The sequence below is a fragment of the Burkholderia sp. TSV86 genome (genome assembly GCF_001522865.1).
Classification (GTDB): Bacteria; Pseudomonadota; Gammaproteobacteria; order Burkholderiales; family Burkholderiaceae; genus Burkholderia.
Genome location: NZ_LOWB01000069.1, coordinates 59,402 through 85,035, shown reverse-complemented (window position 1 = coordinate 85,035; position 25,634 = coordinate 59,402). Strand labels below are relative to the sequence as shown.

Genomic DNA, 25,634 nt, shown 5'->3' with positions numbered 1-25,634 from the left:
CCGGCGTGGTTGCCGTAGGCGCCAAGCCGCGCCGGCCGCCTGAGTTCGGGCAGCGCCACGCGTGCTGTTTCGGCGGGGCGCTGGATAGGTCGCGCGACGATGGCGGCGTGTCCTGTGCCGCGATGCATCAGGAATCAGGAGAAGGTGATGAGCGATCAATCGGCGTATGGCGTCATGGTGATGCGCGTTGTACGCGGCGGCGCGCGGCAAACGGGCAGCGGCGCTCAGGCCGCGCGCGGCGGTTTGAGCGTGCGCCGCGCGCCGCACGCGCTCGGCGCGTTCGTCAGCGCGCTGGCCAACCGCGCTGACGTACAGGAGGCACCGACCGATGCCGGCTGAATCCGTTGCGCGCGTGCGCTTGATGGACGGGCCGCCCGAATTCGATGGCGCCGCGTTGCTGTTGCGCTTTTGGGTCGATATCGACGGCCAACGCGTGCACTGCGCGATCACGGCCGAGGCGCTCGAAGATCATTTCGGTGCGCGTGGCGCGCTGGAAGGCGATCTGCGCGCCGCGTTCGAACGCGGCCGCGAGCGCATCCGGGCCGCCTGCGCGGACGTGCTGGCGCATGGCAACGGCGGCGTGGTGCTGCACAGCGGCTATTTCCGCAGCCGGGACCGTGCGGTGGCCGCGCTCGCGAAGGCGCGCGCCGTCGAGCCGACTCGGCGATGACCGCTCGCGCGCCATGCCGTTGCCGCATCATCCGTTCGAGGGCTGCATCCGACTTTACACGCGATTGAAAACTTTCCAAACAAAACGGGCGCACGATCAAGCGGGCGCACGGCGCACCGTCGGCCCGCGCCGTGCGCCGCCAGTGCGCTCGGCAGCGGCGGCGCATGCTTTGGCATGTTCCGTGCACGCCGTGTTTTCGTTTGCGCGTGCCGCGCCGGATGCATTCGTGCGGCCCTTGCATTGCGCCAAGCCTTCAACGGGGAGACGAATATGCTGAGCGCTCATGAATTTGCCGCGCTGTTCCTGATCCATCGCGCGCCGGAACAGATCCAGCTCGATCGTGACGATGTCGTCGCGCTGTTCGAACGGCGCCTCATCGTGATGCGATGCGACGCGGCGGGCGAGAGACGGCCCGCGCTCACGGACGACGGCCTGTCGATCCTGCAATGCATGCAAGGCGACGGCGATGGCCGGCTCCGCGACAGCGACGTATGAGCGCAGCACCGTATGAGCGCGGTCGACGCGCGCATTCGCGCGCGCACCTGCGCGATAGCGCCGTGCGAAGCCGGCGTCGCGGTATGCACCGGACATGCCGCTTCGCCAGCCGACGAACTGGCACCACATTACGTCACGATCGCTGCGCGCCCGGCTCGAACGCCGTTCGTATCCGAGCGACGAGCGGATAGTGGTTCGACGCGTGCCGCGCGCGGGCGCTGCGATGCACGAGCGCGTCGATCAGCAGTTCGCCGGGATGAACCCAGATCCGCTCTGGCGACAACGCCGGGCACAGCGTAGGAAACGTGCGCGGCGCTGGGGCGCGCCGGAACCGCGTGACAAGCGCTTGCAGCGCGTAGCCGTGCACGCACCGTTCGTTGATGTCGCCCAGCAGGATCACCGGCGCCGTGCCGGTATCGAATGCCGCGAGCAGCCGCCGCACCTGCGCGCTGCGCTCGACCACGCACGGCCCAAGGTGGGCCGTGACCACGCGAATGCAGCCCGCGCGGCAGTCGATGTCGACGTCGAGCGCGCCGCGCCGCTCGCGCCGGCGGAGCGACAAATCCAGCGCGCGCGCCGCGCGGATCGGCCAGCGCGACAGCACCGCGTTGCCTTCGCGGCGCTCGGGCGTGTCGATCGTTGCACCCACCGCCATGTGCATGCCCGATGCCGCGCGCAGCGGTGCGAGCACGTCGGGCGTGTGCGTGCCGCCGAGCGGCACCTCCTGCAACGCGACGACGTCCGCATCGAGTTCGCCGATCACCGCTACGATGCGCTCGACCGCCCGCGCCGACCAGACGCGGCGGCCGCCGTGCACGTTATAGCTGGCGATTCGCAGCCCGCGCTCGTCGGGCGGCTCGTCGGCCATGACGACTTCGGGCGGCGGCGCATGCCGGCTCGTCGTCATTGTCGTCGTCCGGGCGCGCTCGCGAGCAATGCCGGTGGGCCGGGCAGCAGGGCGGGCACGAAGCGCCCGAGATGTTTGATCATGGCGCACATGTGATGGGTTTCGCGCGGGTAATCAGTGACGGCTCAGCCGACGAGCCGGGAACCACGGCGGCGCAAGCCGCGTGCCGGGCCGGCCGGGGCGGGGTGTCGTGAGTGAAGGGACTTTGGGTGCGGGTGTAGGTGTGGGTGTAGAGGCGGGCGCGGATGCGCGGAGATAAAAGGAGGAGGGCGTGCGAGGCGCGGATGCAGGAGGGCAATAGCGGATGCAAATGCGGACGCGCAGCGGATTCATGCCAAGCACTTTTTACATCGTCATTGGCAGATACGCGCAGGAGGACATCGTGCAACCTCGATCGGACGCATGTGCGCGGCACGTGGCACGGCACATATCGCGGCGGCGAGAGCGGTGCAGCTTGCGCGACGCGACGCGCCATCGCCGCGCATCGCGCGACAACGTGCGAAAGGTAGGCGCACGGCGCGCGTCGAGCGCGAGGTGCCACGCTCCAGCGACTGCGATTGCGATTGCGACTCTCCGGCCGGCGACGATACATCGCGCGTGCGCCGATCCGGCATCCGGCGCGAGCGCTCATGCAAACGCATCAAGCATCGCGGCGCTGCATTCGAAAACATCAGCGCCGCACGCCGCCCACGCATCACGCCAACCGTATGCGGCCGGACAGGTTCACGTCATTGCGAGCCGGTTTTCCACGCTTGCGAGTTGATCTGCCACGCCAGCACGGGCGATGTCGCGCCCGCCGGCATTGCCCAGGTTCCGTTCGGGCCGAAATCCCAAGAGGCGAAATTCGACGACTGGGCCATCTGCGCGTTGTTCAACCCGTTCGCGAGCGGCGGTTGCGTACCGGAGCCTGACGTGACCGCGGGCATCCCATAGGTCATTCCCGACATTTGCGCATTCCAGTACACGTTATTGGCGATCACGCCGGTGTTGCCATACGCGACATTGCCGCCCAGGCTGGCGCCCCTGCCTGCGACCTGCACATTCGCATACGATTGTTCGATCACGCCGCTTGCATTGTTCTGGAAGACGAGGCCCGCGCCCGAGGGGGCCGAGCCCGTCGCATACGATTGGGCGATCAGGCCGTTGTTGATGCCGACGAGCCCGGCGCCGCAACAGGGCGGCAGCGAGCCGGTCGAAGTAGACCAGGCGGCCGATTGACGGATCGTGCCGTTGTTGACGGCCGCCAATCCGCCGGCTATCTGATAGGCCGAAACAGCGGTTTGATACGTCGACGAGCGATTGATCGTGCCGTTATTGACGCCCACCAGTCCGCCGGCGAATTCCGCCGTCGTCCAGCCGCCGGTTGCCGGATCTTGCGTGATCGGGCCGATTCGGCTGTTGTAGCCTGCGATCGACGCATTTGCGATCAGCCCGTCGTTGCGGCCGGCGATCGCGCCGAGCGTGCCGTGCGCGCCGCTCACGGTTTCGTCCGTCAGCACCACGTTGCGTATCACCCCCGTCGCGCCGACCAGGCCGAATAGGCCGACGTAGGTATCCTGCGTTGCGCCGGCCGGCGCATTGACCGTCAGGTGATTGATCAGGTGCCCAAAGCCGTCGAACTGCCCGGCGAACGGCGCATCGGGGCCCGCGCCGACCGGCTGGAATGCCGTCGCGCCCGATGTCGACGATGCGTCGATGTCATGGCCGAGCGCGTAATTCGCCGTCAGATCGTGCGATACGTTCTGCAGATCCGTCAGCGTGTTGACCAGTTTGTATGCCGTCGCCTGCGTCACGAGCCCGCTGAACGGCGCCGCGCTCCAGCCGCTGTTGGTCAGAATCGTCCCGGCGCTGTACTGGCCGTTCATGTCGTAGAACACATTGACCAGCCCCGCGCTCGACGACCAATCGATCGTGCCGCCGTTCGCCACGCTGCCGCCGTTGTTCACGCCGCCCGCATCCGCGCGCAACGTCAGGTTCGCGCCGCCCGTGTTGCCGATGATCGCGTTCGGCGCGATCGCCACGCTATGCGCGGCACTGAGCGTGAGCGGCGCATTGCCGTTCCACCGCACGTTCGAGCCGACCGTCAGATCTCCGCTCGCCCCGTTCGCCCCTGTCGCCTCGACCGTCACCGGCGTGCCCGCGCTCAAATTGCCCGCGACCGTGCTCGCGTTCGCGCCGTCCAGCGTGAACGCCGGCGCAGCGAGTTTCCACAGCCCCGCCTGCACCGTTGCTCCTGAAACATCCAGCGATTGACCGCGCGTTTCCACCACGGCGCCCGTGCCGTTCGCGTTGGCCGCCGAGATCGCGCCGTGCGCCTGTACGCTGCCTTGATCCGCGACCAGCCACACGTGGCCGTCACGTATTGCCGTGCCGGTCGCGCGAATCGCCGCGTTGTTGCCCGCTAGCGCGTAGATGTTGCCGTCCGCTGCTTGCAGGTTCGCTTGCGCGGCGCGGATCGTCCCCGCGTTCAGCACGCTGCCGCGGCTGCCCGCTTGCACGAACACCTGCGGCCCCGTCGCCGAATCCTGCAACAACACCTGCTGGCCCGCGGCCAGTTCGGCCGTGCCCTTTGGCGCACGGATGCTGCCTTGGTTTGACACCTGTGTGCGCGACACCAGCAACACGTCGCCGCCCGTCGAGCTGATTTGCCCGAGGTTGACGATCGCGCCGTTGCCGCCGCCGGACAGCGTCAGCGGCGCGCCCTGCATGAACGCATCCTTGTCGATGTTCAGCGCCGAGGCGACAAAGCGTCCGCCCGTCGACACCACGCCGCCCGGCCCGATCAGTACGCCCTGCGGGTTCAGCAGATAAACGCTGCCGGTTGCCTTGAGCGAGCCGAGGATCACCGACGGATCGCCGCCCGTCACGCGGTTGAGCGTTGCGCCGGCACCGTTGTTGATCGTCACGCTGCGGCCGCTGCCGATCGAGAAGCTACGCCAATCGATCACGCCGCGCGCCGACCTTTGATTGATCGTCAGCGACGTGCCGCCGCCGAAGATCGCGCCGGCGCCCGACACGAACGCGCCGCCGGCAGGCAGCGCAGATTGAGCGCGCGCGTTACCGGTGTAGGTGAGCGAGCACGCGAGCGCAACCAGCATTGAAAGGGTTTTAGGCACAGGCACGCGCGACGGCGATATGCAAAACGACATGACTTCCCCCCCGGAATAGTCAGGATGTGCGAATGGGATGCGTGAGCAAAAGAGAAGACGAGAAGTACGGAAGGTCTGACTTCTTGCTTCAGTCAGATGGAAATACAGGCTCATCGTGAAGTGCTCGCGGAATCGGAGCGCAGGACAATGCCGGATTTCCCCGAAACTGAAGTCTGATTCTCTGCGGCAATTTCACGCGAACGCTTACTGCGCTATGCAGCGTAATGAGTCGTACCCGTGACGAATGTGCGAATGCTCACACTTTGATGATGTATTGCACCGCCGTTCTGTCTTGCATCATTTGGCGATTTAAATCGAATAATTATGGCGCTCATTGATTCATCAGCGTCGGTAACCGGCGATTCGCCAATTGGCACGAAGTCGATCGATTATTACCCGAGGCGGTGTTTATATTGCGCTTTGACGCGATGAAAGGTGGCAAGCATTCATGCGATGCCCGCTTTTTCATTTCCTATTTCACATGGCATCTGGCGACGCAAGCGGGGTTATACGCATTACCGCCGGTTTGCGTTAGCGAAATTCAAACAGAGGGTTTCGCAAAAACCGGATGCTGCAATGGCATCGAGCCGCGCGGTGTTTTTCGTTGCCGTGGGGCTTGTTGGGACCCGTTGCTTCACGCGTTCTGCGCGCCGGCCGGGCGATAGCGCGGCGCCTCGTATTGCGTTGTCCTCCATGCGTGATTGTTGAAAGAGAAGAGGGGGGATGCCCGCGCGTGCCGTGCGATATTCGCAGCGGCTTGCTTGACCGAGCGCGGTGACGGGCGTGCGCGTTGCAGGCGGCACGGCGCGTGCGAGTACTGAAAATGGCGCGAAGCCTTATTGACGGCGCGATGTCTGATGCATAAACTCGCGTGCATTGCACTGTGCAGTGCAATGCACGCATACAAGACCGTGCGCGTTGGCGAATGCGATTTGCGTGTTCGCGGGCGCCCCGGGTCTTTCCCATTTATTGCGCCCGTTGCGTGAGGCGCGGTGCTCGAGGAGTCGGTTATGAAGTCAGTTACTGTCGTTGCATTTTTGAGTGCGCCGATCGGCAAGGAAACGGCGCTGTTCGAGCGATTGTGCGAACTGGTGCCGGCCACCCGCGCGGAGCCGGGCTGCTTGGACTTTACCGCGCATCGGCATGCGCAGATCGCCAATCGGTTTGTGGTGTACGAGAAATTTCAGAATCGCACGGCATTCGATGCGCACCTCGAATATGCGCACACGCGCTCGTTCGTCGCATGGGTGCAGGCCAACGATGTGGCTTTGAACTTCGAATTGTGGGACGAGCTTGCGTGACTGAGCCGCATGACTGCGCCGCGCGGCCGGGCCTGCGGTGGCGCTCCCCGGCTTTCGAGCCGATACGCGCAACGCAGCCGTGCGGTTGGCATGGCTTGGACGCGGATGCATGCGGCACTTGCCGAATCATGGGCGTGCTGCCGTTCTTTTCGCCGTTCGCACGCAACCGGCGAAAAGAACGTTAGGCGGGCCGTTTGACCAGATAGAAGCCGAGAAACATGTCGACGGCGTTTTGGACCACGAGATCGCGTTCCTGCCGGGTATAGGTTTCCTCCAGGCCGACGACGCGCACCCACAGCAGCGGCTCGTCGATGAGCCCGAGAAATTGTCTCGCGGCGAGTTTCGGGTTCTTGACCGCAATCAGCCCGCGCTTGGCCAATGCGCCGATGTAATCGACCACGGCGCCCATCGCGGGCGCCTTGCCTTTTTCGAAGAACGTGTTCGTCAAGCCCGGAAATCGCGGGCCTTCCGCGATCACCATCCGCAGAAACGCGACGGCCGACGGCGGAATCCAGAATTCGGAGACCGCATGACCGAGCCGTGTGAGCCCCAGCCGCGGATCATGAAGCGATTCCTCGTCGCGGGTGATGTCGAAGACGGGAAAGCTCGCCCAGATTCTGGTGATTATCGCTTCGAACAGCGCTTCCTTGCTTTCGAACTGGTTGTACAGCGTGCGCCGGGCCGCGCCGGATTCGGCCGCGACGCGATCCATGCTGGTGCCTTCGTATCCGTATTGCAGGAACACGCGGGTTGCCGCGTCGAGAATCTGATCGCGTTTGGACGGCGTCGCCGCGTTTTGTTGCGTGAGATCGTCCCGTGCGCGGGAGCGCGCGCGCGCCGCGGCGGGACGGGGTTTTTTTCGAGCTGTGGGGGTATGGGCTGTCTTTGCCACGATGATCGGCGTATCCCGGAAAATACTCAGCGTCCGATTGTACGCAATCGTGCGTCCCACGCGGCGGCACGCGGCCGCATGCGGCCGTTTTCGTGTTCGTTTTCGCGGCCGTTTGCGTCGCGGTATCCTGTCAATTCGCGCTCGCCGGTGCGCGGCGCCGGATCAGCGATCGGCTCAACAACAAACCGCCTGCGACGCCGAGCAGCGCAAATCCCGTCATGCATACGCCGCGCCATCCGTGGGTGCTCCACGCGGCGGTGCCGAGCGCGGTGCCAAGCGCGCCGCCCGCGAATGTCGATACCATATAGACGGTGTTCAGCCGCGCCCGCGCGGCTGGATCGAGCCGGAAAATGCGTGCCTGATTGGCGATCTGTCCAGCCTGATTGCCGAAGTCGAGCAAATTCACACCGGCCACGAGCGCCAGCGCGGAGGTGTCGCCGGCGATGAGGAAGACGATGAACGCCAGCGTGGCCGCGCATATCGACAGGCCGTTGACGAAGGTCGGGCCGAAACGGTCCGACAGGCGGCCGCAGCGAGGCGCGAGGAGCGCGCCGGCGGCTCCCCACACGCCGAACAGGCCGGCCTGCGCCGGACCCAGACCGAACGGCGGTTGGGCGACGTGAAATGCGAGCGTTGCCCAGAATGCGGAGAACGCGCCGAACATCGCCGCGCCGATGCACGCTGAAAAACGCAGATCGCGCCAAGTCAACAAAAGCCGCGGCAGCGAACCGAGCAGCGCGGCGTAGGCCTTCGGTGCGCTTGGCGCGGCGTGCGCGCGGCTCGGCACGAAGCGAGGCAGGATGAATAGCAGCGCGCCGGTCAGCACGGCGGCCACCGCATAGGGCGCGCGCCACGAGCCGGTCAATTGCCCGATCGCGCCCGATGCGGTGCGCGACAGCAGGATGCCGGCAATCAGCCCGCTCTGCATCGTCCCGACGACCCGGCCGGATTGACCCGGCGGCGCGAGCGACACTGCTACGGGAATCAACACTTGTGGCACGACGGTTGCCATTGTCACCAGCAGCGACATCAGCGTGAGCCATTGCATCGATGGGCTGACGGCGGCGAGCGCGAGCGCAAGCGCGGTGAGCGCGAGCAAGCCGCGCACGAGCTGCTTCGGGTCCGCCCGGTCGGCGCTTGGGACGACGAGCAGGATGCCGAGCGCATAGCCGATCTGCGCGGCGGACGCGACTCTGGCGGCGGCTGATGGCGTGGTGTGAAAGCTGTCCGCCATCGCCGAGAGCAGCGGCTGACAGAGGTACACGTTGGCGACGGTGATCGCGCAAGCGGCGGCCATCGTGGGAATGGCCGCGGGGGAGGCGCTGGACGGCCGGTTTTCTGGCATGACGTTTCCTGAATGTGAAGGCCGATCGAACCGGTGGGCCGCCGGGCATGGCGGCGATGCGCGCGGTTCGACGTGGGGTTCGGCGGTATGGGTGCCCGGATAATTTTATACTGCACTGTGCAGTGCAATCTACGATATGATCCATCGGGCCTGCCGCGCGGACGATGTGAACATGCATATGCATGTTCACATCGTCCGCGCGATGGCAAACAAGCGGCAAACAAGCGCCCGGCCGGCCTCGTGCGCAGGTGCGCCAGGACGTCTTCTCCGTGCGCAGCGTGCGGGCGCGTCCGAGCGCGTTGCCGTCATTGCGAGAACGCGCCGCGTTGCGAGGCCTGAAGAGAATTTCGCATCGCCGCCGTTCGATTTTCACGACGCGGACCATGTGTCGCCGGGACGAATGCCGGCATGAGGCCCGCATGGGCGGCGCGGGCCTGACCTAACCCTATCGGAGAGCGGAGAAATGGAACGGTTGAACGGAAAAGTGGCGCTCGTCACGGGCGGCAGCAAGGGCATCGGCCGCGCGATTGCGCTCGCATACGGCGCGCAAGGCATGAAGGTCGCGCTCACCTATATGCGCGACAAGGCATCGGCCGACAAGGTCGTGGGCATGATCGAGGCACTGGGTGGCCAGGCGCAGGCGGTGCAGGTGGACGTCTCACGTGAATCGAGCATCGCCGGCATGATCGAGCAGACGCATGCCGCGTTCGGGCAGGTCGACGTCGTGGTGAACAATGCCGGTATCACGCTGCCGAAGCCGTGGCAGGATCTGACGATCGACGATTGGAACAACGTCATCGCGACGAACCTCTCGTCGGCGTTTCTCGTGACCAAGGCGTTGGTGCCGGGCATGGCGGCGCGGCAGTGGGGGCGCGTCATCATGCTCTCGTCGGTCGCGGCGCAGTTGGGCGGCGTGGTCGGGCCGCATTACGCCGCATCGAAAGCGGGCTTGATCGGCCTTGCGCACGGTTACGCGTCGGCGCTGGCCAAGACGGGCGTGACGGTCAACACCATCGCGCCGGCGTTGATCGATACCGGAATGCTCGCGGGCAATCCGAATGTCAGGAAGGAACTGATTCCCGTCGGCCGTTTCGGCAAGCCGAACGAAGTGGCCGATATCGCCGTGCTGCTGGCGGGAAACGGTTACATCACAGGGCAGACTTTCAACGCGAACGGTGGCTGGTATATGAGCTAGCGCCGCGGCGGCCCGGCGGGCGAAGCCGCGCGGATTGACCGGCGCTGTGTTTTTGCCGGTATTCGGTGCGGCATGACCCGCGTACCCGATTGGCTTTTCGCGCCGGCCGCGCATGCCGGCCTTTACCGGCGTCTGGATGAGGCGATGCATGAGACGTCGTTCAAGCGATCACCGGTGCGCGCGACGGCGCGGATCCCAACCTGCGCATTCTGTTCAGCGAAACCACGCCTGTCTGCTCCGGCATGCGGTTTCGTATCGAGTCTCTATCTTGATGGGGGCCAGAGCGCCGCGCCCGTGCGCCTATGCGGCCGGCGTGCTGGAGCAGTTCGGCATCGACGGCACGCAGCGCGATACCGGCGCGCCGCGCGCCGGATACAGCGTTCGCGCCGCTGTGTCACCTGCATCGATGCAGCGTGCAGATCGCGCTTGCCGCGCGCGAAACAGGAGGCGGCGAGGCCGTTTGCTTCGGATATCGAATCAATGTTGGCCGGGCGGCTCGCCGCGAGCTGAGTGCACGGGCAGTGCGAAATAACGCGACGGCGGGCGAAACGATCGGGGCCGTCCGGTTTGCCCGCACGGCTCGCCGCGCGCACGCGCGAGGTCCGGCCGGCGGGCGTCGCGCCGATGCTCGCGGCGGCGTGGCACGAACTTTGCGCGACGCACGTGATATGCGTAGTCGAAAGCGTCCTTTCCATTTGCGAAGCCGTTGCCAATAATGAAAACCGCCGTGGCCGCCGCCGCGCGCTCGACGGCAGGCGTTCGGGATGGCTTCGCAACGAGGAGGGTTCATGAGCGGATCACAACGGGGTACGACACCTGCGGGCGCGCTGGGCAAACGCGGCGCCGGCGGCCATCGTCCGGCGCGGCCCGGCGGGTGGCGTGCGCTGATTTCGAATGAAGACTGGTGGTCGATCTGGATTGGGCTCGGCCTGGTGCTGGCTGCGTATTTGCTGTTCGCGTTCGGCGGCAGCATCAAGGGCTGGGCGGTTGCGCCGGCGAAATGGTCGGACATCGGCCAAGCCGCGCGCGATCTCGGCACGCATCTGACGCGCTATGCCGCGTTGTTCGTGGTGTTCGGCGTGCTGTTTTCGATCAGCGTCGCGGCGCTTGGCCAGAAGCTTGCGCATTTCGTGCCGTCGTTCGCGATCGTGTTCGTTGCATCGGCGTTGATCTATGCGCTCGGCGCGTGGTCCGACGCCGCGAAGTACAACCTCGAGCCGCCGCTGGTCGCGCTAGCGCTGGGGCTCGTGTTGTCGAACGCGTTTGCGTTGCCCGAGTGGTTCCGCGCCGGGCTGCGCGTCGAGTTCTATATCAAGGTCGGCATCGTGCTGCTCGGCGCGACGCTGCCTTTCACGCTGCTCGTCTGGGCCGGCCCGATCGCCGTCGTGCAGGCGAGCCTCGTGTCGCTCGTCACATTCTTCACGATCTTCGCGGCGGCGGGGGCGCTCGGACTCGACAAACGCTTTGCCGCGGTGCTCGGCGCGGGCGGCGCGGTGTGCGGCGTGTCGGCGTCGATTGCGATTGCGGGCGCGGTGCGCGCGAAGCGCGAGGACGCGGCGATCTCGATCACGCTCGTGATTCTGTGGGCGATCGTGATGATTTTCGCGCTGCCGTTCGCGTCGCGCGCGCTCGGCCTGCCGACCGGCATCGCGGGCGCATGGATCGGCACGTCGGAGTTCGCCGATGCCGCGGGACTTGCCGCCGCGCAGGCTTATGGCGATTTCGCCAAGCACGGCGCGGGCGCGATCGCCGGTGCGCCGGAGGCGGCGTTGCAGGCGTTCACGTTGATGAAGGTGGTCGGCCGCGATATCTGGATCGGCATTTGGGCATTCGTGCTCGCGATCGTCGCGACGACGCGCTGGGAGAGCGTGGACGGCGTGCGCGCGCAGCCGCGCGCAAGCGAGATCTGGGCGCGCTTTCCGAAGTTCGTGATCGGTTTTGTTGTGGCGTCGGCGTTCGTCACGTGGGTCGCGAGCCATTACACGCTCACGGATTACCGAAAGATCGTCACGCCGGAGCTTGTTGCGCCGATCACCATATTGCGCACCTGGGCGTTTATTTTCTGCTTTTTCTCGATCGGCCTGACGACGCGGCTCAAAGCGTTGTCGGCAACCGGTGCGAGGCCGTTTGCCGCGTTCACCGCTGGCGTGGCGGTCAACGTGATCGTCGGCTATGTGCTGTCGGTCTATGTGTTCGGCGGCTACTGGGCGAGCCTTGGGCAATGAACGCGATGTCATTGTCGCGCGCGCACGCCGCTGGCGGCGATCCGCCGGGCCGCTGCGAGCAATGCCGGTATTGGGACGCGGCGCGCGGCAGCCTTGAAGCGGCGATCGCCGGGCTGAGCGCGCTTGGCTCGGCTTATGGAGCGAGCGTGGCCGAGAGCCGGCTATGCAGACGATGCGAGCGCATCGTATCGCCCGGCGACGGTTGCCGGGCGTTCAGTTCCATCGAATCCGACGGCTTGGGCGACGGGCGCTGATGCAGCCGGCGAATACGATCAGCCGATCACGAGTTGTCGGCGCAGGCGGCAGGCGCGACCGGTAACCGAGTAACCCGCACCCGCCGCGCGGCCACCGCCAAGCCAGATCGACGGCATCGCGGCCTCGGTGCGGCCAGGCGGCACGCCGCTGCGTTCGAAGCGGCCGCGCGGCGGATCGTGCCGTTGTGTCCCGGCATGCCGCCGAACTTGCACGCCATCGCACCCGTCGCGTGTAGCTCAGGCGACGCCGATCCCGCCGGTGGGCGGGCGCGGGCGCACCGCATGCGAAGCGATGCGCGCCGGCAATGATTCGGCATGCCGATCAAGTGCCGTGACGCGACGCGTCGCTCGTGGGCTCATGGTCGTATGCGAGCGCGATCGTATGGCTGCGCACATCGTCGGGCCATGCGGCGATCGATGCGTGCAGGCGGTCCGGATCGCTCGCGAAGAGCGCGCGCGCCGCCTCCTCGAAGCCGGGCAAATCGCCCGCGATGGCCGACATGAAGTGATAGGCGCGCTCCTGGGCTTGGCGGTTCCGATCCTGCCGCGCATGGGTGCGCCGCGCTTCGTCGACGAGCTTTCGCAACGCGACCGACGCGCCGCCGGGCTGGGTCGACAGCCATTCCCAATGGCGCGGCAGCAGCGTGACCTCGCGCGCGATCACGCCGAGCTTCGGCCGGCCGCGCCCGCGCGGCTCGGCGGCGGGGCGGTGCATGGTGCCGCCGGTGTTCGAGCCCTGCGCCGCGCCCGCGCCGTCCCCGTGCATGTCGGGCGTATCAGACGTATCGGACGTATTGGACGCCTGGTCCGCACCGTTGCCGGCGCGGGATGCGTCGGCCTGCGCGCTGGCAAAGCGCGCGGCAATTTCGTGGTCCGAGCCTCGGGTGTCGATGTCGATCGAGCGGCCGGTCGCATTGTCGAAGATCAGGATCGGGCCGGCCGACGGGTTTTCGGCCGCGCGCTTGACTGCCAGCGCGACGATTTGCAGCGAGCCCGATGCAAGCTGCCGATGGCCGTCGAAGGCTGTGTGAGAAGGAAGGGGCAGATGTGTCATCGCATGGATGTTGAATGGCGGGAAAACACGAATTTATACCCGGATATAAATAGAGTGTCAATAATATCCGGGTAATAATTGTGCGGCCATGCGGTGGATGCCCGCCAGAGCTACAGCAGCACCTGTTCGCGCAGCAATGCGTCGAGCCATTCCGAAAACACCTGGAAGCGCCGCGACAGATGCTGCCGGTGCGGATACAGCAGCGCCACCGGCATTGGCGCGGCGCGATAGCTCGGCATCACCTCGACCAGTTCGCCCGCGCGCAAATGCGCGGCCACATCGTATGCGGGAACCTGGATCAGCCCGAGTCCCGCGACGCAGCACGCGATATACGCCTCCGCGCTGTTGACGGTGACACGCCCGCGCCGCGACAGGCGCTTGACTTCGTTGTGCTCGACCCATTCCCACGGGGCGATCCGCCCGTTGGATGGCGATGCGTAGTTGATCGGCTGATGATGCTCGAGATCGGCGGGCGTGGCGGGTATGCCGTGGCGCGCGAGATACGCGGGGCTCGCGACGTTGATCAGCGGCAAATTGCCGATGGTGCGTGCGATCAGCCCGGAATCGCTCAGCGTGCCGACTCGCAGCACGCAGTCGACGCGCTCCTCGATCAGGTTCACCGCGCGGTCGGTGACGCCGAGATCGATGTTGATCTGCGGATACCGGTCGAGGAAGGCGGGCAGCGCCGGCGCGACGATCAGGCGGCCGATGCGGCCCGGCATGTCCACGCGCAGCGTGCCGCTCGGCCCGATGCTCGTATGGCGAAACAGGTTCTCGGCTTCCTCGACGTCGGCGATCAGGCGCAGGCAGCGTTCGTAGAGCGCCGCGCCGTCCTGCGTCACGGTGACCCTGCGCGTGGTCCGGTTGAGCAGGCGCGCGCCGACCCGGCCTTCGAGTTCCTGCACGGCGGCCGATACCGACGAGCGGGGCAGGCCGAGCGTATCGGCGGCGCGCGTGAAGTTCGCGCATTCGACGACGCGCGCGAAAACGCGAAACAGATCGATCCGGTCCATGACCTCGGGCGTGACGTGATTGTCCAGAGATTCTGACGACTGATGTCAGAGAAGATGGCTTTATAAAGATTTTCTGGAATATATCATCCGAAGACGCGAGAGGCGGCATCGGGCCGCTTCTGTTCAACAAAAGGGAGGGCCTACATGGCTGACCACAGCATCCAGGGCAAGACTGTCGTGATCGCGGGCGGCGCGAAGAATCTGGGCGGACTGATCGCACGCGATCTTGCCGCGCATGGCGCGAAAGCGGTCGTGGTTCACTACAACAGCGCAAGCTCGAAGGCGGACGCTGAAAAAACCGTGGCCGACGTGAAGGCGAAGGGCGCGCAGGCCGTGGCGCTGCAGGCGGACCTGACGACGGCCGGCGCGGTCGAAAAGCTGTTTGCCGATGCGGTGGCCGCGTTTGGCCGTCCGGATATCGCGATCAACACGGTGGGCAAGGTGTTGAAGAAGCCGATGGCGCAGATCAGCGAGGCGGAATACGACGAGATGTCGGCGGTCAATTCGAAGGCCGCGTTTTTCTTCCTGAAGGAGGCGGGCAAGCATGTGAACGACAACGGCAAGATCTTGACGCTGGTGACGTCGCTGCTTGGCGCGTTCACGCCGTTCTACGCGGCGTATGCGGGGATGAAGGCGCCGGTCGAGCACTTCACGCGCGCCGCGGCGAAGGAACTGGGCGCGCGCGGAATCTCGGTGACGGCAGTCGGGCCGGGGCCGATGGATACGCCGTTCTTCTATCCGGCCGAAGGCGACGATGCAGTCGCTTATCATAAGACGGCCGCGGCGCTGTCGCCGTTTTCGAAGACCGGGCTGACCGATATCGAGGACGTCGTGCCGTTCATCCGGCATCTCGTCAGCGATGGCTGGTGGGTGACCGGGCAGACGATTTTGATCAACGGCGGATATACGACCAAATAAGCGATCGAATCAGCGGTGGGATACGCGGCCGCGTACAGGCGCTATTCGTCAATCGTCAGTGCAAAATCATCGCGGGCGGCTTGCCGCGGTATTCGCCGGTTGTGATCCAGTGACGCGCCTGGAGTGATCGGTGACGATCATTCCAGGCGCGTTTTTTTGTTTTCACGCGAGCGGCAGTGGCGGCGCGGCAGGCGGAGCGGGGCGCGTGGCGTGCGGTGGGTGGCGCGACGGAGAAAGGCTGGAGCGGGCGGTCAATGTCCGTCGCCGGCAGCCGGCCGGTCTGCGGTGTCGCTTGCCGTATCCGCTTGCGGCCGTGTGGCCGGCAACGGCACTGCCGCATTGGCGGCTGACGAGACCGGAGAGACCGGGGAGACCGCCGCGCTTGCGGCGGATTGCTGTGCCGGGGGCAGCGAAATCGGTCCAGGCGAGCTGGCCGGCGCCGACACGGTGACGTCAGCCGACGGCAGCGCTTGCGACGAAGGGCCGGACGCCGGCGACGCAGGCGCGGGGGACTGCGTCGGCGCAGCCGCAGACGCAGCCGACGGCGCCGTGTCGAAGCGTGGCGTCGGCACGCGCGGCGCAGCCGGAATGGATGCCGCGTCGGGCGCCGGTTTCGACGCAGGGGTGAAGAAAGTGGGAGCGGACATCGGCGCGAGCGGCGACTCAGGCATGGACGCCGGCGGCGCGGGCACCGGGGTAAGCGTCGAGGCAGGCGCGGGCGGATGCGCGGGGGTATCCGCAGGCGCAGGCGCAACGGCGGGCGTGGATGCCGCAGCCGCTGGCGCGGCGTTTGCAGCGGTGCCCGGTGCCGGCTCGTTCGAGCTTGCCGCTGCGGGCGGCGGGCTCGGCGTGTTCAACTTCATCGGCGTTTCATCGGCTGACGCGGCGGGCTCGGGCAGCGGCGCGACGCGTTCTTTCTGCGCCGCGGCGACCGTGGCCTTGTCGCGCCGCGTCGGGTCGATCTTCAGGAAGTGGTCGACCAGATTGAAGAAGCGCTCATAGAACATACCGGCTGGAATGGTTTCGCTCGCGATCTTGACCATCGCGTCGTCGCTCGAGCCGATCGGCAGCGATAGCGAGCCGAACACGCTCAAGCCGACGCTCGCGGACGTGTTGGTTTTCTTCAGCGAATAGCGATCCTGAACCGCGTTCACGTAGGCGACGCTCGATGCGCCGTCGGCATCGGCGTCCGCGCACACGACATGGAATTCGATGACGACGTGCGAATCGTTGCTCGGTTGGAAATTCTTGCTCCCGTCGACCGCGTCGGGGCGCGTCGCGCTCGCCATATAGCCTTGGCTGAGCAGCGCGCGGCGCGCGGCCTCGCACGTCGCGGCCGATTTGTCGTGGAACGTGCGTGCATACGGACTGGCGGCCGCGTCGAACTGCTCCTGCTGATACAGCGGTTTCTGCGTGCTCGAGCACGCGCAGAGCAAGGCCGCGGTCGCCATGGCGCACGCAACGGGGAACGGTCGGATTCGATTCTGCATGGCGTCAATCAAAGGGGCGCCCGCCGTGCCGGGCGCCGGGTATCGCGTGGCAAGCCGGTCATTATAGTTTTTCCTGGTGCGGGGCAGCACGACGCGCCGCCGTACAGTCGCGCCGTCCCCTACACGGCAGGCGGCGCGGCCGGTGCCGAAAACTCCGGCGCCGCGGTATTTCACTAATCGCGGTGATTATTCGGCGAGATATTCGCCGAATATCTCTTGAGATTTTTCAATATTCCGGAATTTAAATCTTATAAATGTGATCATTGATGCTTCGAAGTGTTGAATAAATTAGGCCTCGTACTTTAGAAAAAGTTACCTGTAATACGGGCGAATACCGCAGGGTGCGGGTAATTTGTTCCGGACGGGCACGGCGGGGCCGACTCCATTTCAATTGATTCTCGGGCGATGCTTCTATTCGCATTCTGGCGATTTTTATAAAAACTGATTGCCTTTCTGCTACGCTATGCGCAGCCAGATAGATTGATTCATTAACAATATTTCAATCGGGAATGAAATGGCCGTGAAAGAAAGATGGCTGGTCATGTCGAATTGCCAGGTTGCGGGGATGACTCATTCGCTATCGCTGATCTGCCCTCACGCGAAAGTCGAATCATGTGATTATTGGGGGTTTCAGCACAGCGCTGATTTCTGGCGCCAGCATATTCGCGTTTACGATCATATTATTGCGATTCCCGAATTTCAGCGCCTAGGCATTGTCGATCTTGCGGCGATGCCGAACGTGTTCATGATGCCCTCGGTCTACTTCCGCGCATACCATCCCGATCTGCAATACGTGTTTCACGCTGGCAAGCCGGTTAAAAGCCCGCTCGACGATTATCATTCGACGATCGTTTTTGCCGCGTACCAGCTTGGGTGCTCGGTGGCCCGGACCAAGGCGCTCTTCAATGAACAAACCTACGACGCGCTTTGTTACTTTTCCCAGTGGGATAACGAGAAAAAAGACTTCCTCGACCGATATGCTGAGTACGACCTCGATTTCTCGCCCGAACTGAGCAGGTGGACGCGCGCCGGCGCGTTCATGCACAGCGTCAATCATCCGAAGGCGCATGCGCTGCATGACGTCGCGTTGAAAGTCGCGAAGAAGGTGGCGGGGGGCGCGGTGGTCGAGTCGGGCATTGTCCCTCACGACACGCTCGTGCGGCTGCCCGTGTTTCCGATCTTCCCGGAACTGGCCGAGCGCTTCGGCGTCGAGCATGGCAGCTATCTGTTCAAAGGCGCCGATTACGATTTGCTGACGCTCGACGAATTCATCGAAGCGTCGTTCGCCGCGTATGCGAACTTCGACAAGAGCGAGCTGCACGGAAACAGCCCGCATCTCACCAGAGCCTTGCAAATGATCGGGGGCGAGCTATGACGAATCCCTACAAGCATCTTCCCGCGCATCAGTTTTGGCGCAAGGCCGTCGTCAACACCGAGATGCATGCGTTCGATCCGGTGGTCGCCCCCAAATTCACGATCGGCGCGCAGCAGAAGGTCAGCACCGCGGGCAGTTGCTTCGCCCAGCATATTTCGCGGCGTCTGGCCGGAATTGGATTCAATTATTTCGTGCCGGAATCGGGCGCCGATTTTTCCGAAAGCGAGCGCGAGCGTCTCGGCTACGGCGTATTTTCCGCGCGGTTCGGCAACCTTTATACCGTGCGGCAGTTGCTGCAGCTGTTCGAGGAATCGATGGGACGGCGCACGAAGACCGAGACCGTTTGGCAGCGGCCGGACGGACGCTACGTCGACGCGTTCCGCCCGGCGGTCACCCCGGAAGGCTACGACAGCCCGGACGCGGTGCTGGCCGCGCGTGCCGAGCATCTGCCGCATGTGAGGGAGATGTTCACCGAGACGGATGTTTTCGTGTTCACGCTCGGGTTGACCGAGAGCTGGTCCAATCGCGCGCACGGCGAGGTGTTTCCGCTCGCGCCGGGCGTGGCCGGCGGCGCTTACGACGAAGCCGCGTACCGCTTCACGAATTTGACCGTGTTCGACGTGATCAGCGATCTGCGCTCGTTCCTGCTTCAGCTCAAGCAGGTGAATCCCCGCGTCCACGTGCTGCTGACGGTCTCGCCGGTGCCGCTCATCGCAACCTACGAGAACCAGAACGTGCTCGTCGCGACCACCTATAGCAAATCGGTGCTGAGAGTCGCGGCGCAGACGGCATGCAACGAGTTCGACTGGGTCGATTATTTCCCTTCCTACGAGATCATCACCGGCCACTACAACGCCGGGCGCTACTACGAAAACGATCTGCGCGAAGTCAACCACCTCGGCGTGAGCCATGCGATGCGCTGCTTTCTCAAGCACTACACGACGGGCGACGCACGGCCGGCCGCGGCGCCCGAGCAGGCCGTGCAGCCGGCGCTCTCGGATGTGCCGCTCGATGACGCGCGCGCGGCGCCGTCGATCGCGAGCGTCATCTGCGACGAGGAATTGATCGAGCGGGTTTCCCGCTGACCGGCGGCCGGGCGCGCGTGCCGGCAGCTCCGGCGCGCTTTCTTTCATGCCTGTGATGGAGAGCCGGCGCGGCCGATCGCGCCCCCGCGCATGCGCCGCGATCGGCCGCGCCGGATGAAATGCGCGTATCCGGCACGCGCATCCGGTTAAGCCGTGCGTTGGCCGCCGCGATCGCACGCGGGCGTTGGTGAAAACCCTCGGCTTCGAGTCGCCTGCCGATGCTGGATTGCACCCATTGCGGATCGTGAATGCGCCGCCACAAGCCTGTCGCGTCGGGCCGGCCTGCCGGGCGTGCCGTGCCGCGCGTTGCTGCGGCGCAGCGCGAGTGGCATGCGCTGCGATGGTATGCTGGGTTACCTTGATCGTATGGCAGGCGTATCAGCAAGCATGTCGGAGCCGTTGTCCCATTACTCTAAGAAGAACGAATGCGAATGCTCCGGCGCCTTCGGCGCCGAAATGGCGGGCGCGCCGCCCGCTGCGCGCCCGCCCCGCCTGCGGTCCCGCTCCTGTTGCGGCGGCGCACCGAACACGATATTCCGATTCAACAACCTGGAGACACGCTAATGACCCGAAGCAACGTGGTCGCGGCCACGCGCACCGTTTCGCTCGATGTACCCGAATACGTCAAACATCGCGGCCTGATCGACTGGGTCGCGCGCATCGCCGGGCTGACCGAGCCTGAGCGCGTCGTCTGGTGTGACGGCTCGCAGCAGGAATACGATCGCCTATGCGACGAGATGGTCGCGCAGCGCACGATGATCCGCCTGAACCCCGCGAAGCGGCCGAACTCGTTTCTCGCGCTGTCCGATCCGTCGGACGTCGCGCGCGTCGAGGACCGCACGTTCATCTGCAGCGAATCGCGCGATGACGCCGGCCCGACCAATCACTGGATCGCGCCCGCCGAAATGCGCGCGACGCTCGACGGCCTGTTTCGCGGCGCGATGCGCGGCCGCACGCTGTACGTGGTGCCGTTCTCGATGGGGCCGCTCGGCTCGCCGATCGCGCATATCGGCGTCGAGCTTTCCGATAGTCCGTATGTCGCGGTGAACATGCGGATCATGACGCGCATGGGCCGCGCCGTGCTTGCCGCGCTCGGCGAGCACGGCGATTACGTGCCGTGCGTGCACAGCGTCGGCAAGCCGCTTGCCGCCGGCGAGAAAGACGTGCCGTGGCCGTGCAATCCGACCAAGTACATCGTGCATTTTCCCGAATCGCGCGAGATCTGGAGCTTCGGCTCCGGCTACGGCGGCAACGCGCTGCTCGGCAAGAAATGCTTCGCGCTGCGCATCGCATCGACGATGGGCCGCGACCAAGGCTGGCTTGCCGAACACATGCTGATTCTCGGCGTGACGTCGCCCGAGGGGCGCAAGTATCACGTCGCCGCCGCGTTCCCGTCCGCGTGCGGGAAGACCAATTTCGCGATGCTGATTCCGCCGCAGGGCTTCGAAGGCTGGAAGGTCACGACGATCGGTGACGATATCGCGTGGCTCAAACCCGGCCGCGACGGGCGCCTGTATGCGATCAATCCCGAGGCCGGCTTCTTCGGCGTCGCGCCGGGCACCGGCGAGAAAACCAACCCGAATGCGATCGCCACGCTCAAAGAAGGCGTGATTTTCACCAACGTCGCGTTGACCGAAGACGGCGACGTCTGGTGGGAAGGACTGACCGATACACCGCCCGCGAAGCTCACCGATTGGCAAGGCAACCCGTGGACGCCCGAGATCGGCAAGCAAACCGGCAGGAAGGCCGCGCATCCGAACTCGCGCTTCACGGCGAGCGCGTCGCAATGTCCGTCAATCGACGCCGATTGGGAGAACCCGGCCGGCGTGCCGATCGACGCGTTCATATTCGGCGGCCGCCGCTCGAACACGGTGCCGCTCGTGACCGAGGCGCGCGATTGGGTGGAAGGCGTCTACATGGCGGCGACGATGGGCTCGGAGACCACCGCGGCGGCGGTGGGCCAACAGGGCGTGGTGCGGCGCGACCCGTTCGCGATGCTGCCGTTTTGCGGCTACAACATGGGCGACTACTTCGCGCACTGGCTCGCGCTTGGCGAGAAACTCGCGGCGGCGGGCGCATCGCTGCCGAGGATCTATTGCGTGAACTGGTTCCGCAAAGATGCGAACGGCAAGTTCGTATGGCCGGGCTTCGGCGAGAACATGCGGGTGCTGAAATGGATGCTCGAGCGGATCGACGGAAGCGGCGCGGGCGTCGAGCATGCGTTCGGCGTCACGCCGCGCTATGAGGATCTGCATTGGGACGGCCTTGCGTTCTCGCCCGAGCAGTTCGAGCAGGTGACGTCGATCGACGCGGACGAATGGCGCGACGAGCTTGCACTGCACGCGCAGTGGTTCGACAAGCTCGGCACGCGGCTGCCGCGTGCGCTTGCCGAGACGAAGGCGAAGCTCGACGCGCGCTTCGCGCGCTGATACTGGCCGGGCCCGCGCGGAGGCGGCGCTGCGCGCGCCGCGCCACCGCCGCCGGCTGAGCGGCAACGCCGCATCACGCGATTGGCGCGGATGCGGCGTTTTTGCGTTTGGCGCGCGCGTGCCCGCGCTCAGGCGCAGGGCCGCGATTCGATGCAGAATCGTGCGGGCCGCGATCGCGGTAACGCGGTGTGCGCACGAGCGAGAGGCAGCCAGCCGCGCCATGACGGCTGGGCGGTTCGTCAGCGGGCCGCCGGCCGCCGGCGGGGGCGCGGGTTCGCGTCGGGCTTGGGCGGCGGCGGCTTCGCCGCTTGAATCGAATCAAATCAAAGGAGACCTCACGATGGATGAACAACGGATCGCCGTGATCGGCGCGGGCGTGATCGGCGCGAGCTGGACGGCGTTTTATTTATCCAAAGGCTTCGACGTGACCGTGACCGACCCCGCGCCCGACGCCCGCGCGCGGCTCGATGCGGCGCTGGCCCGGTTTGCCGGCGAGCGCGCCGCCGAATTCGCCGCGCGGCTTGCCTTCGAGCCGCAACTCGATGTGGCGCTCGACGGCGCCGATTTCGTGCAGGAGAACGGTCCGGAGCGGCTCGACGTCAAGCGCGAGTTGTATCGCCGGATCGACGCGCGGCTGCCGGCGCATGTGCTTGTCGCGTCGAGTTCGTCGGGGCTCAAGATGTCGGACATCCAGGGTGCGTGCGATCGGCATCCGCAGCGCTGCCTGATCGCTCATCCGTTCAATCCGCCGCATCTGATTCCGCTCGTCGAGCTGGCCGGCGGCGCGGCGACGTCCGCCGATGCAATCGCACGGGCGAAGCACTTCTACGACGAACTGGGCAAGGTCACGATCGTGCTCAACAAGGAGATGGCGGGCCACGTCGCAAACCGGCTCGCGGCGGCGCTGTTTCGCGAGGTGTATTACCTAGTGGGCGAGGGCGTGGTCAGCGTCGAGGACGCGGACAAGGCGGTGTCATGGGGGCCGGGCCTGCGCTGGGCGTTGATGGGGCCGAGCCTCGTCTACCATCTCGGCGGCGGCGACGGCGGGATCGCCCATTTCCTCGAACATCTGGCCGAGCCGATGACGACATGGTGGAACGATCTCGGCGCACCGTCGTTTTCGCCGGACGTCGATCGCAAGCTGATCGACGCGCTGCGCGAGATCCAGGGCGAGCGCTCGATCGAGGCTTTCGGCGCGGAACGTGACCGCCTGCTCGTCGAGTTGATCGACGCGCGGCGCAACAGCTTTTTGCCGTGAGCGCGTTGCGCCGCGCAAGCGTGGTGCGTCGTGCCATGCGGCGGCCGACTGGCCGCTCGCGCGATACGGCGCGCTGATCGCCGTTTCGGACCGGCGTGGTTGCTTGCTCGGGCTGTCGCTGCTGTGCTGCGCGACGAAGGCGGTGGCCGGTGGCTGAGCGGGGCGGCGCGATGGCAGAAGGCGCACGATGCCGGGCGCTTGCTGAATTTCGCCCATGCGCGGGCGCCCGGGGCTTGGGCGAGGCGCCAGGCGTGAACTCCCTATCCCGCAGCCACAAGCGGCCGAACGCAGCGGCTGCGTTTGCGGCAGGCGGCGCGGCCCGCTCGCGTGACGCACCGCCTGCCCACGTCGACCAAGGCTGGCGCGGCAACGCGGCCTGCGTGCGAGCGCGCCGTTCATCGCCCACGTCACTGAGTCATGTCGCGCAACATCATCAATTGCTTCGGCGCTCAGGCTTACAATGCTGCAAACTCCATCGAACGGTTCGAAGCAGGAGACTCCGTATGACGGGATGGAACCACGCCCGCGCGGCGCGCGCCGCGCGCGTTGCCGAGGCCGCGCCGCTTGCGCGGCGCAAGCGGGTCCACGCGCGCGACGCGACCGCGCTGCTCGAGGCCGTGCTGCGTCCGGGCGACCGCGTCTGCATCGAGGGCGACAATCAGAAACAGGCGGACCTGCTCGCCGCCGCGCTGGCCGCGGTCGACCGCACGAAGGTGCACGATCTGCACATGGTCCAGTCGGGCGTCGTGCTGCCCGAGCATCTCGACGTATTCGAGCGCGGCATCGCCAAGCGGCTCGATTATGCGTACTCGGGCCCGCAGTCGCAGCGCATCGCCAAGCTGCTGTTCGGCGGCAAGATCGAGCTGGGCGCGGTGCATACGTATCTCGAGCTGTTCGCGCGTTACTTCGTCGATCTCACGCCGAATGTCGCGCTCGTCGCCGCGGTGAGCGCCGACGCCGACGGCAATCTGTACACCGGCCCGAACACCGAGGACACCCCAACCGTCGTCGAGGCCACCGCGTTCAAGGACGGCATCGTGATCGCGCAGGTCGAGCGCATCGTCGAGCGCGTGCCGCGCGTGGACATTCCAGGCGACCGCGTGCATTTCGTGGTCGACGCGGGCCGGCCATTCCATGTCGAGCCGCTTTTCACGCGTGATCCGGCGGGTATCACCGAAACGCAAATCCTTACCGCGATGCTCGCGATCAAGGGCATTTATGCGCAGTATGGCGTGAAGCGGCTGAATCACGGCATCGGCTTCAACACGGCGGCGATCGAATTGCTGCTGCCCACCTACGGCGAGCGGCTCGGCCTGAAGGGCCGGGTCTGCACGCACTGGGCGCTGAATCCGCATCCGACGCTGATCCCGGCGATCGAATCGGGCTGGGTCGAGCAGATCCATTGCTTCGGCTCCGAAGTGGGGATGGACGACTACATCCGCGCGCGTTCCAATGTCTTTTTCACGGGCGCGGACGGCTCGCTGCGCTCGAACCGCGCGCTTTGCCAGATGGCGGGCCTCTATGCGTGCGATATGTTCATCGGCTCGACGCTGCAGATCGATCTCGCGGGCCACTCGTCGACGGTGACGGCCGAGCGGATCGCGGGCTTTGGCGGCGCGCCCAACATGGGCAGCGATGCGCGCGGCCGGCGCCATCCGAGCGGGCCGTGGCTCGCGGCGGGCGCGCAGGCCGATCCGGCGACGCCCGCGGCGTTGAGGCGCGGGCGCAAGCTCGTCGTGCAAATCGGCGAGACATTCGGCGAGAAGAACGCGCCCATGTTCGTCGAGCGGCTCGACGCGCTGCGTCTGGCCGACAAGCTGTCGCTCGAGCTCGCCCCCGTGATGGTGTACAGCGACGACGTCACGCACATCGTGACTGAGGAAGGCATCGCGAACCTGCTGATGTGCCGCGACGCCGACGAGCGCGAGCACGCGATCCGTGGCGTCGCGGGCTATACCGAGATCGGCCGCGGACGTGATCCCAAGCTGGTCGAGCACTTGCGCGAGCGCGGGGTGATCCGGCGCCCCGAGGATCTGGACATCGATCCACTCGACGCCGACCGGCGCCTGCTTGCCGCGCGCTCGATCAAGGATCTGGTTCATTGGTCGGGCGGGCTGTATGCGCCGCCGTCCCGATTCCGCAATTGGTGAAGAGGAGCAGGGGAGCGATGGAACGGCTTTATTACCGCCATGCGGCGCGCGAGCGGGCCAAGGGCGATGCCGCGTGGGCGATCGTCGGCGTGGTTGCGTCGGGCAATCTGGAGGTGCTCGTCGAGCGCGTGCTGCCCGACACCGAGTGCGAGGTCGACATCCGGACCGCCGCCGAGGGCTTCGGCGAGGTCTGGCAGGCAGTGGTCGCCGATTTTGTCGAGCGCCGCTCGCCGGGCGGGCTGCGGCTGTCCGTCAACGACGGCGGCGCGCGGCCGGACATGGTGTCGCTGCGGCTCGCACAGGCGGTACGCGCGATCGAGGGAGACGAGCGATGAGGATCGGCACGGCGGGTGGAGCAACGCCCGAAGCGGCGGACGAGCCGGCCACGGGCGGCGCCGGCGGCGCGGTGAGCCGGGCGGCAGGCGCGCC

General features: G+C 66.0%; 21 protein-coding genes. 14 read left to right on the top strand and 7 right to left on the bottom strand.

What is annotated here, in order from left to right; all coding sequences use genetic code 11:
- Positions 1-147: 147 nt before the first annotated feature.
- From WS68_RS09715 to WS68_RS25970, 3 genes are all read left to right on the top strand, one after another.
- A complete protein-coding gene (locus WS68_RS09715; protein WP_059570590.1) occupies positions 148-339 on the top strand; it encodes a hypothetical protein in 192 nt (63 codons plus the stop codon).
- Positions 329-670 (top strand): DUF1488 domain-containing protein, encoded by a 342-nt coding sequence (locus WS68_RS09710; protein ID WP_059570589.1) that lies wholly within the window; start codon positions 329-331, stop codon positions 668-670. Before WS68_RS09715 ends, WS68_RS09710 begins: the two co-directional genes overlap by 11 nt.
- Positions 671-940: 270 nt before the next feature.
- Positions 941-1,165, top strand: coding sequence for a hypothetical protein (locus WS68_RS25970; RefSeq protein WP_082709920.1), 225 nt, complete (start codon positions 941-943; stop codon positions 1,163-1,165).
- 133 nt (positions 1,166-1,298) lie between these two features.
- On the opposite strand, the gene WS68_RS09700 is transcribed toward WS68_RS25970, so the two are convergent.
- Both WS68_RS09700 and WS68_RS09690 read right to left on the bottom strand, forming a co-directional pair.
- Positions 1,299-2,072 carry an endonuclease/exonuclease/phosphatase family protein gene (locus WS68_RS09700; RefSeq protein ID WP_059570587.1) on the bottom strand — a complete coding sequence of 258 codons (774 nt, stop codon included), beginning with the start codon at positions 2,070-2,072 and terminating at the stop codon, positions 1,299-1,301.
- Between the two features lie 728 nt (positions 2,073-2,800).
- Entirely contained in the window at positions 2,801-5,188 is a 2,388-nt protein-coding gene (locus tag WS68_RS09690; RefSeq protein ID WP_331457857.1) for a two-partner secretion domain-containing protein, read from the bottom strand.
- A gap of 1,043 nt (positions 5,189-6,231) precedes the next feature.
- Here WS68_RS09690 and WS68_RS09680 point away from each other — a divergent pair.
- Positions 6,232-6,522, top strand: coding sequence for a putative quinol monooxygenase (locus WS68_RS09680; protein WP_082709927.1), 291 nt, complete (start codon positions 6,232-6,234; stop codon positions 6,520-6,522).
- A 181-nt stretch (positions 6,523-6,703) separates the two neighbouring features.
- On the opposite strand, the gene WS68_RS09675 is transcribed toward WS68_RS09680, so the two are convergent.
- Both WS68_RS09675 and WS68_RS09670 read right to left on the bottom strand, forming a co-directional pair.
- The gene (locus WS68_RS09675; protein ID WP_082709926.1) at positions 6,704-7,414 is read right to left on the bottom strand and encodes a TetR/AcrR family transcriptional regulator; all 711 of its coding nucleotides are present in this window, start codon (positions 7,412-7,414) and stop codon (positions 6,704-6,706) included.
- Positions 7,415-7,544: 130 nt separating this feature from the next.
- Positions 7,545-8,759, bottom strand: coding sequence for an MFS transporter (locus WS68_RS09670; RefSeq protein WP_059570581.1), 1,215 nt, complete (start codon positions 8,757-8,759; stop codon positions 7,545-7,547).
- 463 nt (positions 8,760-9,222) lie between these two features.
- On the opposite strand from WS68_RS09670, the gene WS68_RS09660 reads away from it, so the two are divergent.
- The 3 genes from WS68_RS09660 to WS68_RS09640 all read left to right on the top strand — a co-directional run bounded on the left by WS68_RS09660 (position 9,223) and on the right by WS68_RS09640 (position 12,433).
- Positions 9,223-9,954 carry an SDR family NAD(P)-dependent oxidoreductase gene (locus WS68_RS09660; RefSeq protein ID WP_059570579.1) on the top strand — a complete coding sequence of 244 codons (732 nt, stop codon included), beginning with the start codon at positions 9,223-9,225 and terminating at the stop codon, positions 9,952-9,954.
- A 788-nt stretch (positions 9,955-10,742) separates the two neighbouring features.
- Positions 10,743-12,179 carry a YeiH family protein gene (locus WS68_RS09645; RefSeq protein WP_059570576.1) on the top strand — a complete coding sequence of 479 codons (1,437 nt, stop codon included), beginning with the start codon at positions 10,743-10,745 and terminating at the stop codon, positions 12,177-12,179.
- Positions 12,176-12,433: a hypothetical protein gene (locus WS68_RS09640; RefSeq protein ID WP_059570575.1), complete on the top strand. Its 258-nt coding sequence runs from the start codon at positions 12,176-12,178 to the stop codon at positions 12,431-12,433. The genes WS68_RS09645 and WS68_RS09640 overlap by 4 nt, the downstream gene beginning before the upstream one ends.
- 322 nt (positions 12,434-12,755) lie before the next feature.
- On the opposite strand, the gene WS68_RS09630 is transcribed toward WS68_RS09640, so the two are convergent.
- Positions 12,756-13,487 carry a DUF2239 family protein gene (locus WS68_RS09630; RefSeq protein ID WP_059570573.1) on the bottom strand — a complete coding sequence of 244 codons (732 nt, stop codon included), beginning with the start codon at positions 13,485-13,487 and terminating at the stop codon, positions 12,756-12,758.
- A gap of 110 nt (positions 13,488-13,597) precedes the next feature.
- A complete protein-coding gene (locus WS68_RS09625) occupies positions 13,598-14,500 on the bottom strand; it encodes a LysR family transcriptional regulator (RefSeq protein ID WP_059570572.1) in 903 nt (300 codons plus the stop codon).
- 144 nt (positions 14,501-14,644) lie between these two features.
- On the opposite strand from WS68_RS09625, the gene WS68_RS09620 reads away from it, so the two are divergent.
- Positions 14,645-15,418 (top strand): SDR family oxidoreductase, encoded by a 774-nt coding sequence (locus WS68_RS09620; RefSeq protein ID WP_059570571.1) that lies wholly within the window; start codon positions 14,645-14,647, stop codon positions 15,416-15,418.
- 251 nt (positions 15,419-15,669) lie between these two features.
- Here the strand turns inward: WS68_RS09620 and WS68_RS09615 are convergent, their stop codons facing one another.
- The gene (locus WS68_RS09615; protein WP_059570570.1) at positions 15,670-16,869 is read right to left on the bottom strand and encodes a DUF2242 domain-containing protein; all 1,200 of its coding nucleotides are present in this window, start codon (positions 16,867-16,869) and stop codon (positions 15,670-15,672) included.
- Positions 16,870-17,422: 553 nt separating this feature from the next.
- Between WS68_RS09615 and WS68_RS09610 the strand changes: the two genes are divergently transcribed.
- The 6 genes from WS68_RS09610 (at position 17,423) to mdcC (ending at position 25,540) form a co-directional block, all read left to right on the top strand.
- Entirely contained in the window at positions 17,423-18,283 is an 861-nt protein-coding gene (locus tag WS68_RS09610) for a WcbI family polysaccharide biosynthesis putative acetyltransferase (protein ID WP_331457856.1), read from the top strand.
- The gene (locus WS68_RS09605; protein ID WP_059570569.1) at positions 18,280-19,368 is read left to right on the top strand and encodes a GSCFA domain-containing protein; all 1,089 of its coding nucleotides are present in this window, start codon (positions 18,280-18,282) and stop codon (positions 19,366-19,368) included. The genes WS68_RS09610 and WS68_RS09605 overlap by 4 nt, the downstream gene beginning before the upstream one ends.
- Before the next feature lie 563 nt (positions 19,369-19,931).
- Positions 19,932-21,797 carry a phosphoenolpyruvate carboxykinase (GTP) gene (locus WS68_RS09600; protein WP_059570568.1) on the top strand — a complete coding sequence of 622 codons (1,866 nt, stop codon included), beginning with the start codon at positions 19,932-19,934 and terminating at the stop codon, positions 21,795-21,797.
- 340 nt (positions 21,798-22,137) lie between these two features.
- Positions 22,138-23,055 carry a 3-hydroxyacyl-CoA dehydrogenase NAD-binding domain-containing protein gene (locus WS68_RS09590; RefSeq protein WP_059570566.1) on the top strand — a complete coding sequence of 306 codons (918 nt, stop codon included), beginning with the start codon at positions 22,138-22,140 and terminating at the stop codon, positions 23,053-23,055.
- A gap of 503 nt (positions 23,056-23,558) precedes the next feature.
- Positions 23,559-25,205, top strand: a complete 1,647-nt coding sequence (gene mdcA / locus WS68_RS09585) for a malonate decarboxylase subunit alpha (protein ID WP_059570565.1) — start codon at positions 23,559-23,561, stop codon at positions 25,203-25,205.
- Positions 25,206-25,222: 17 nt separating this feature from the next.
- Complete coding sequence (mdcC, locus tag WS68_RS09580) at positions 25,223-25,540, top strand: malonate decarboxylase acyl carrier protein (protein ID WP_059570564.1); 318 nt, start codon at positions 25,223-25,225, stop codon at positions 25,538-25,540.
- The last annotated feature ends 94 nt before the right edge of the window (positions 25,541-25,634 follow it).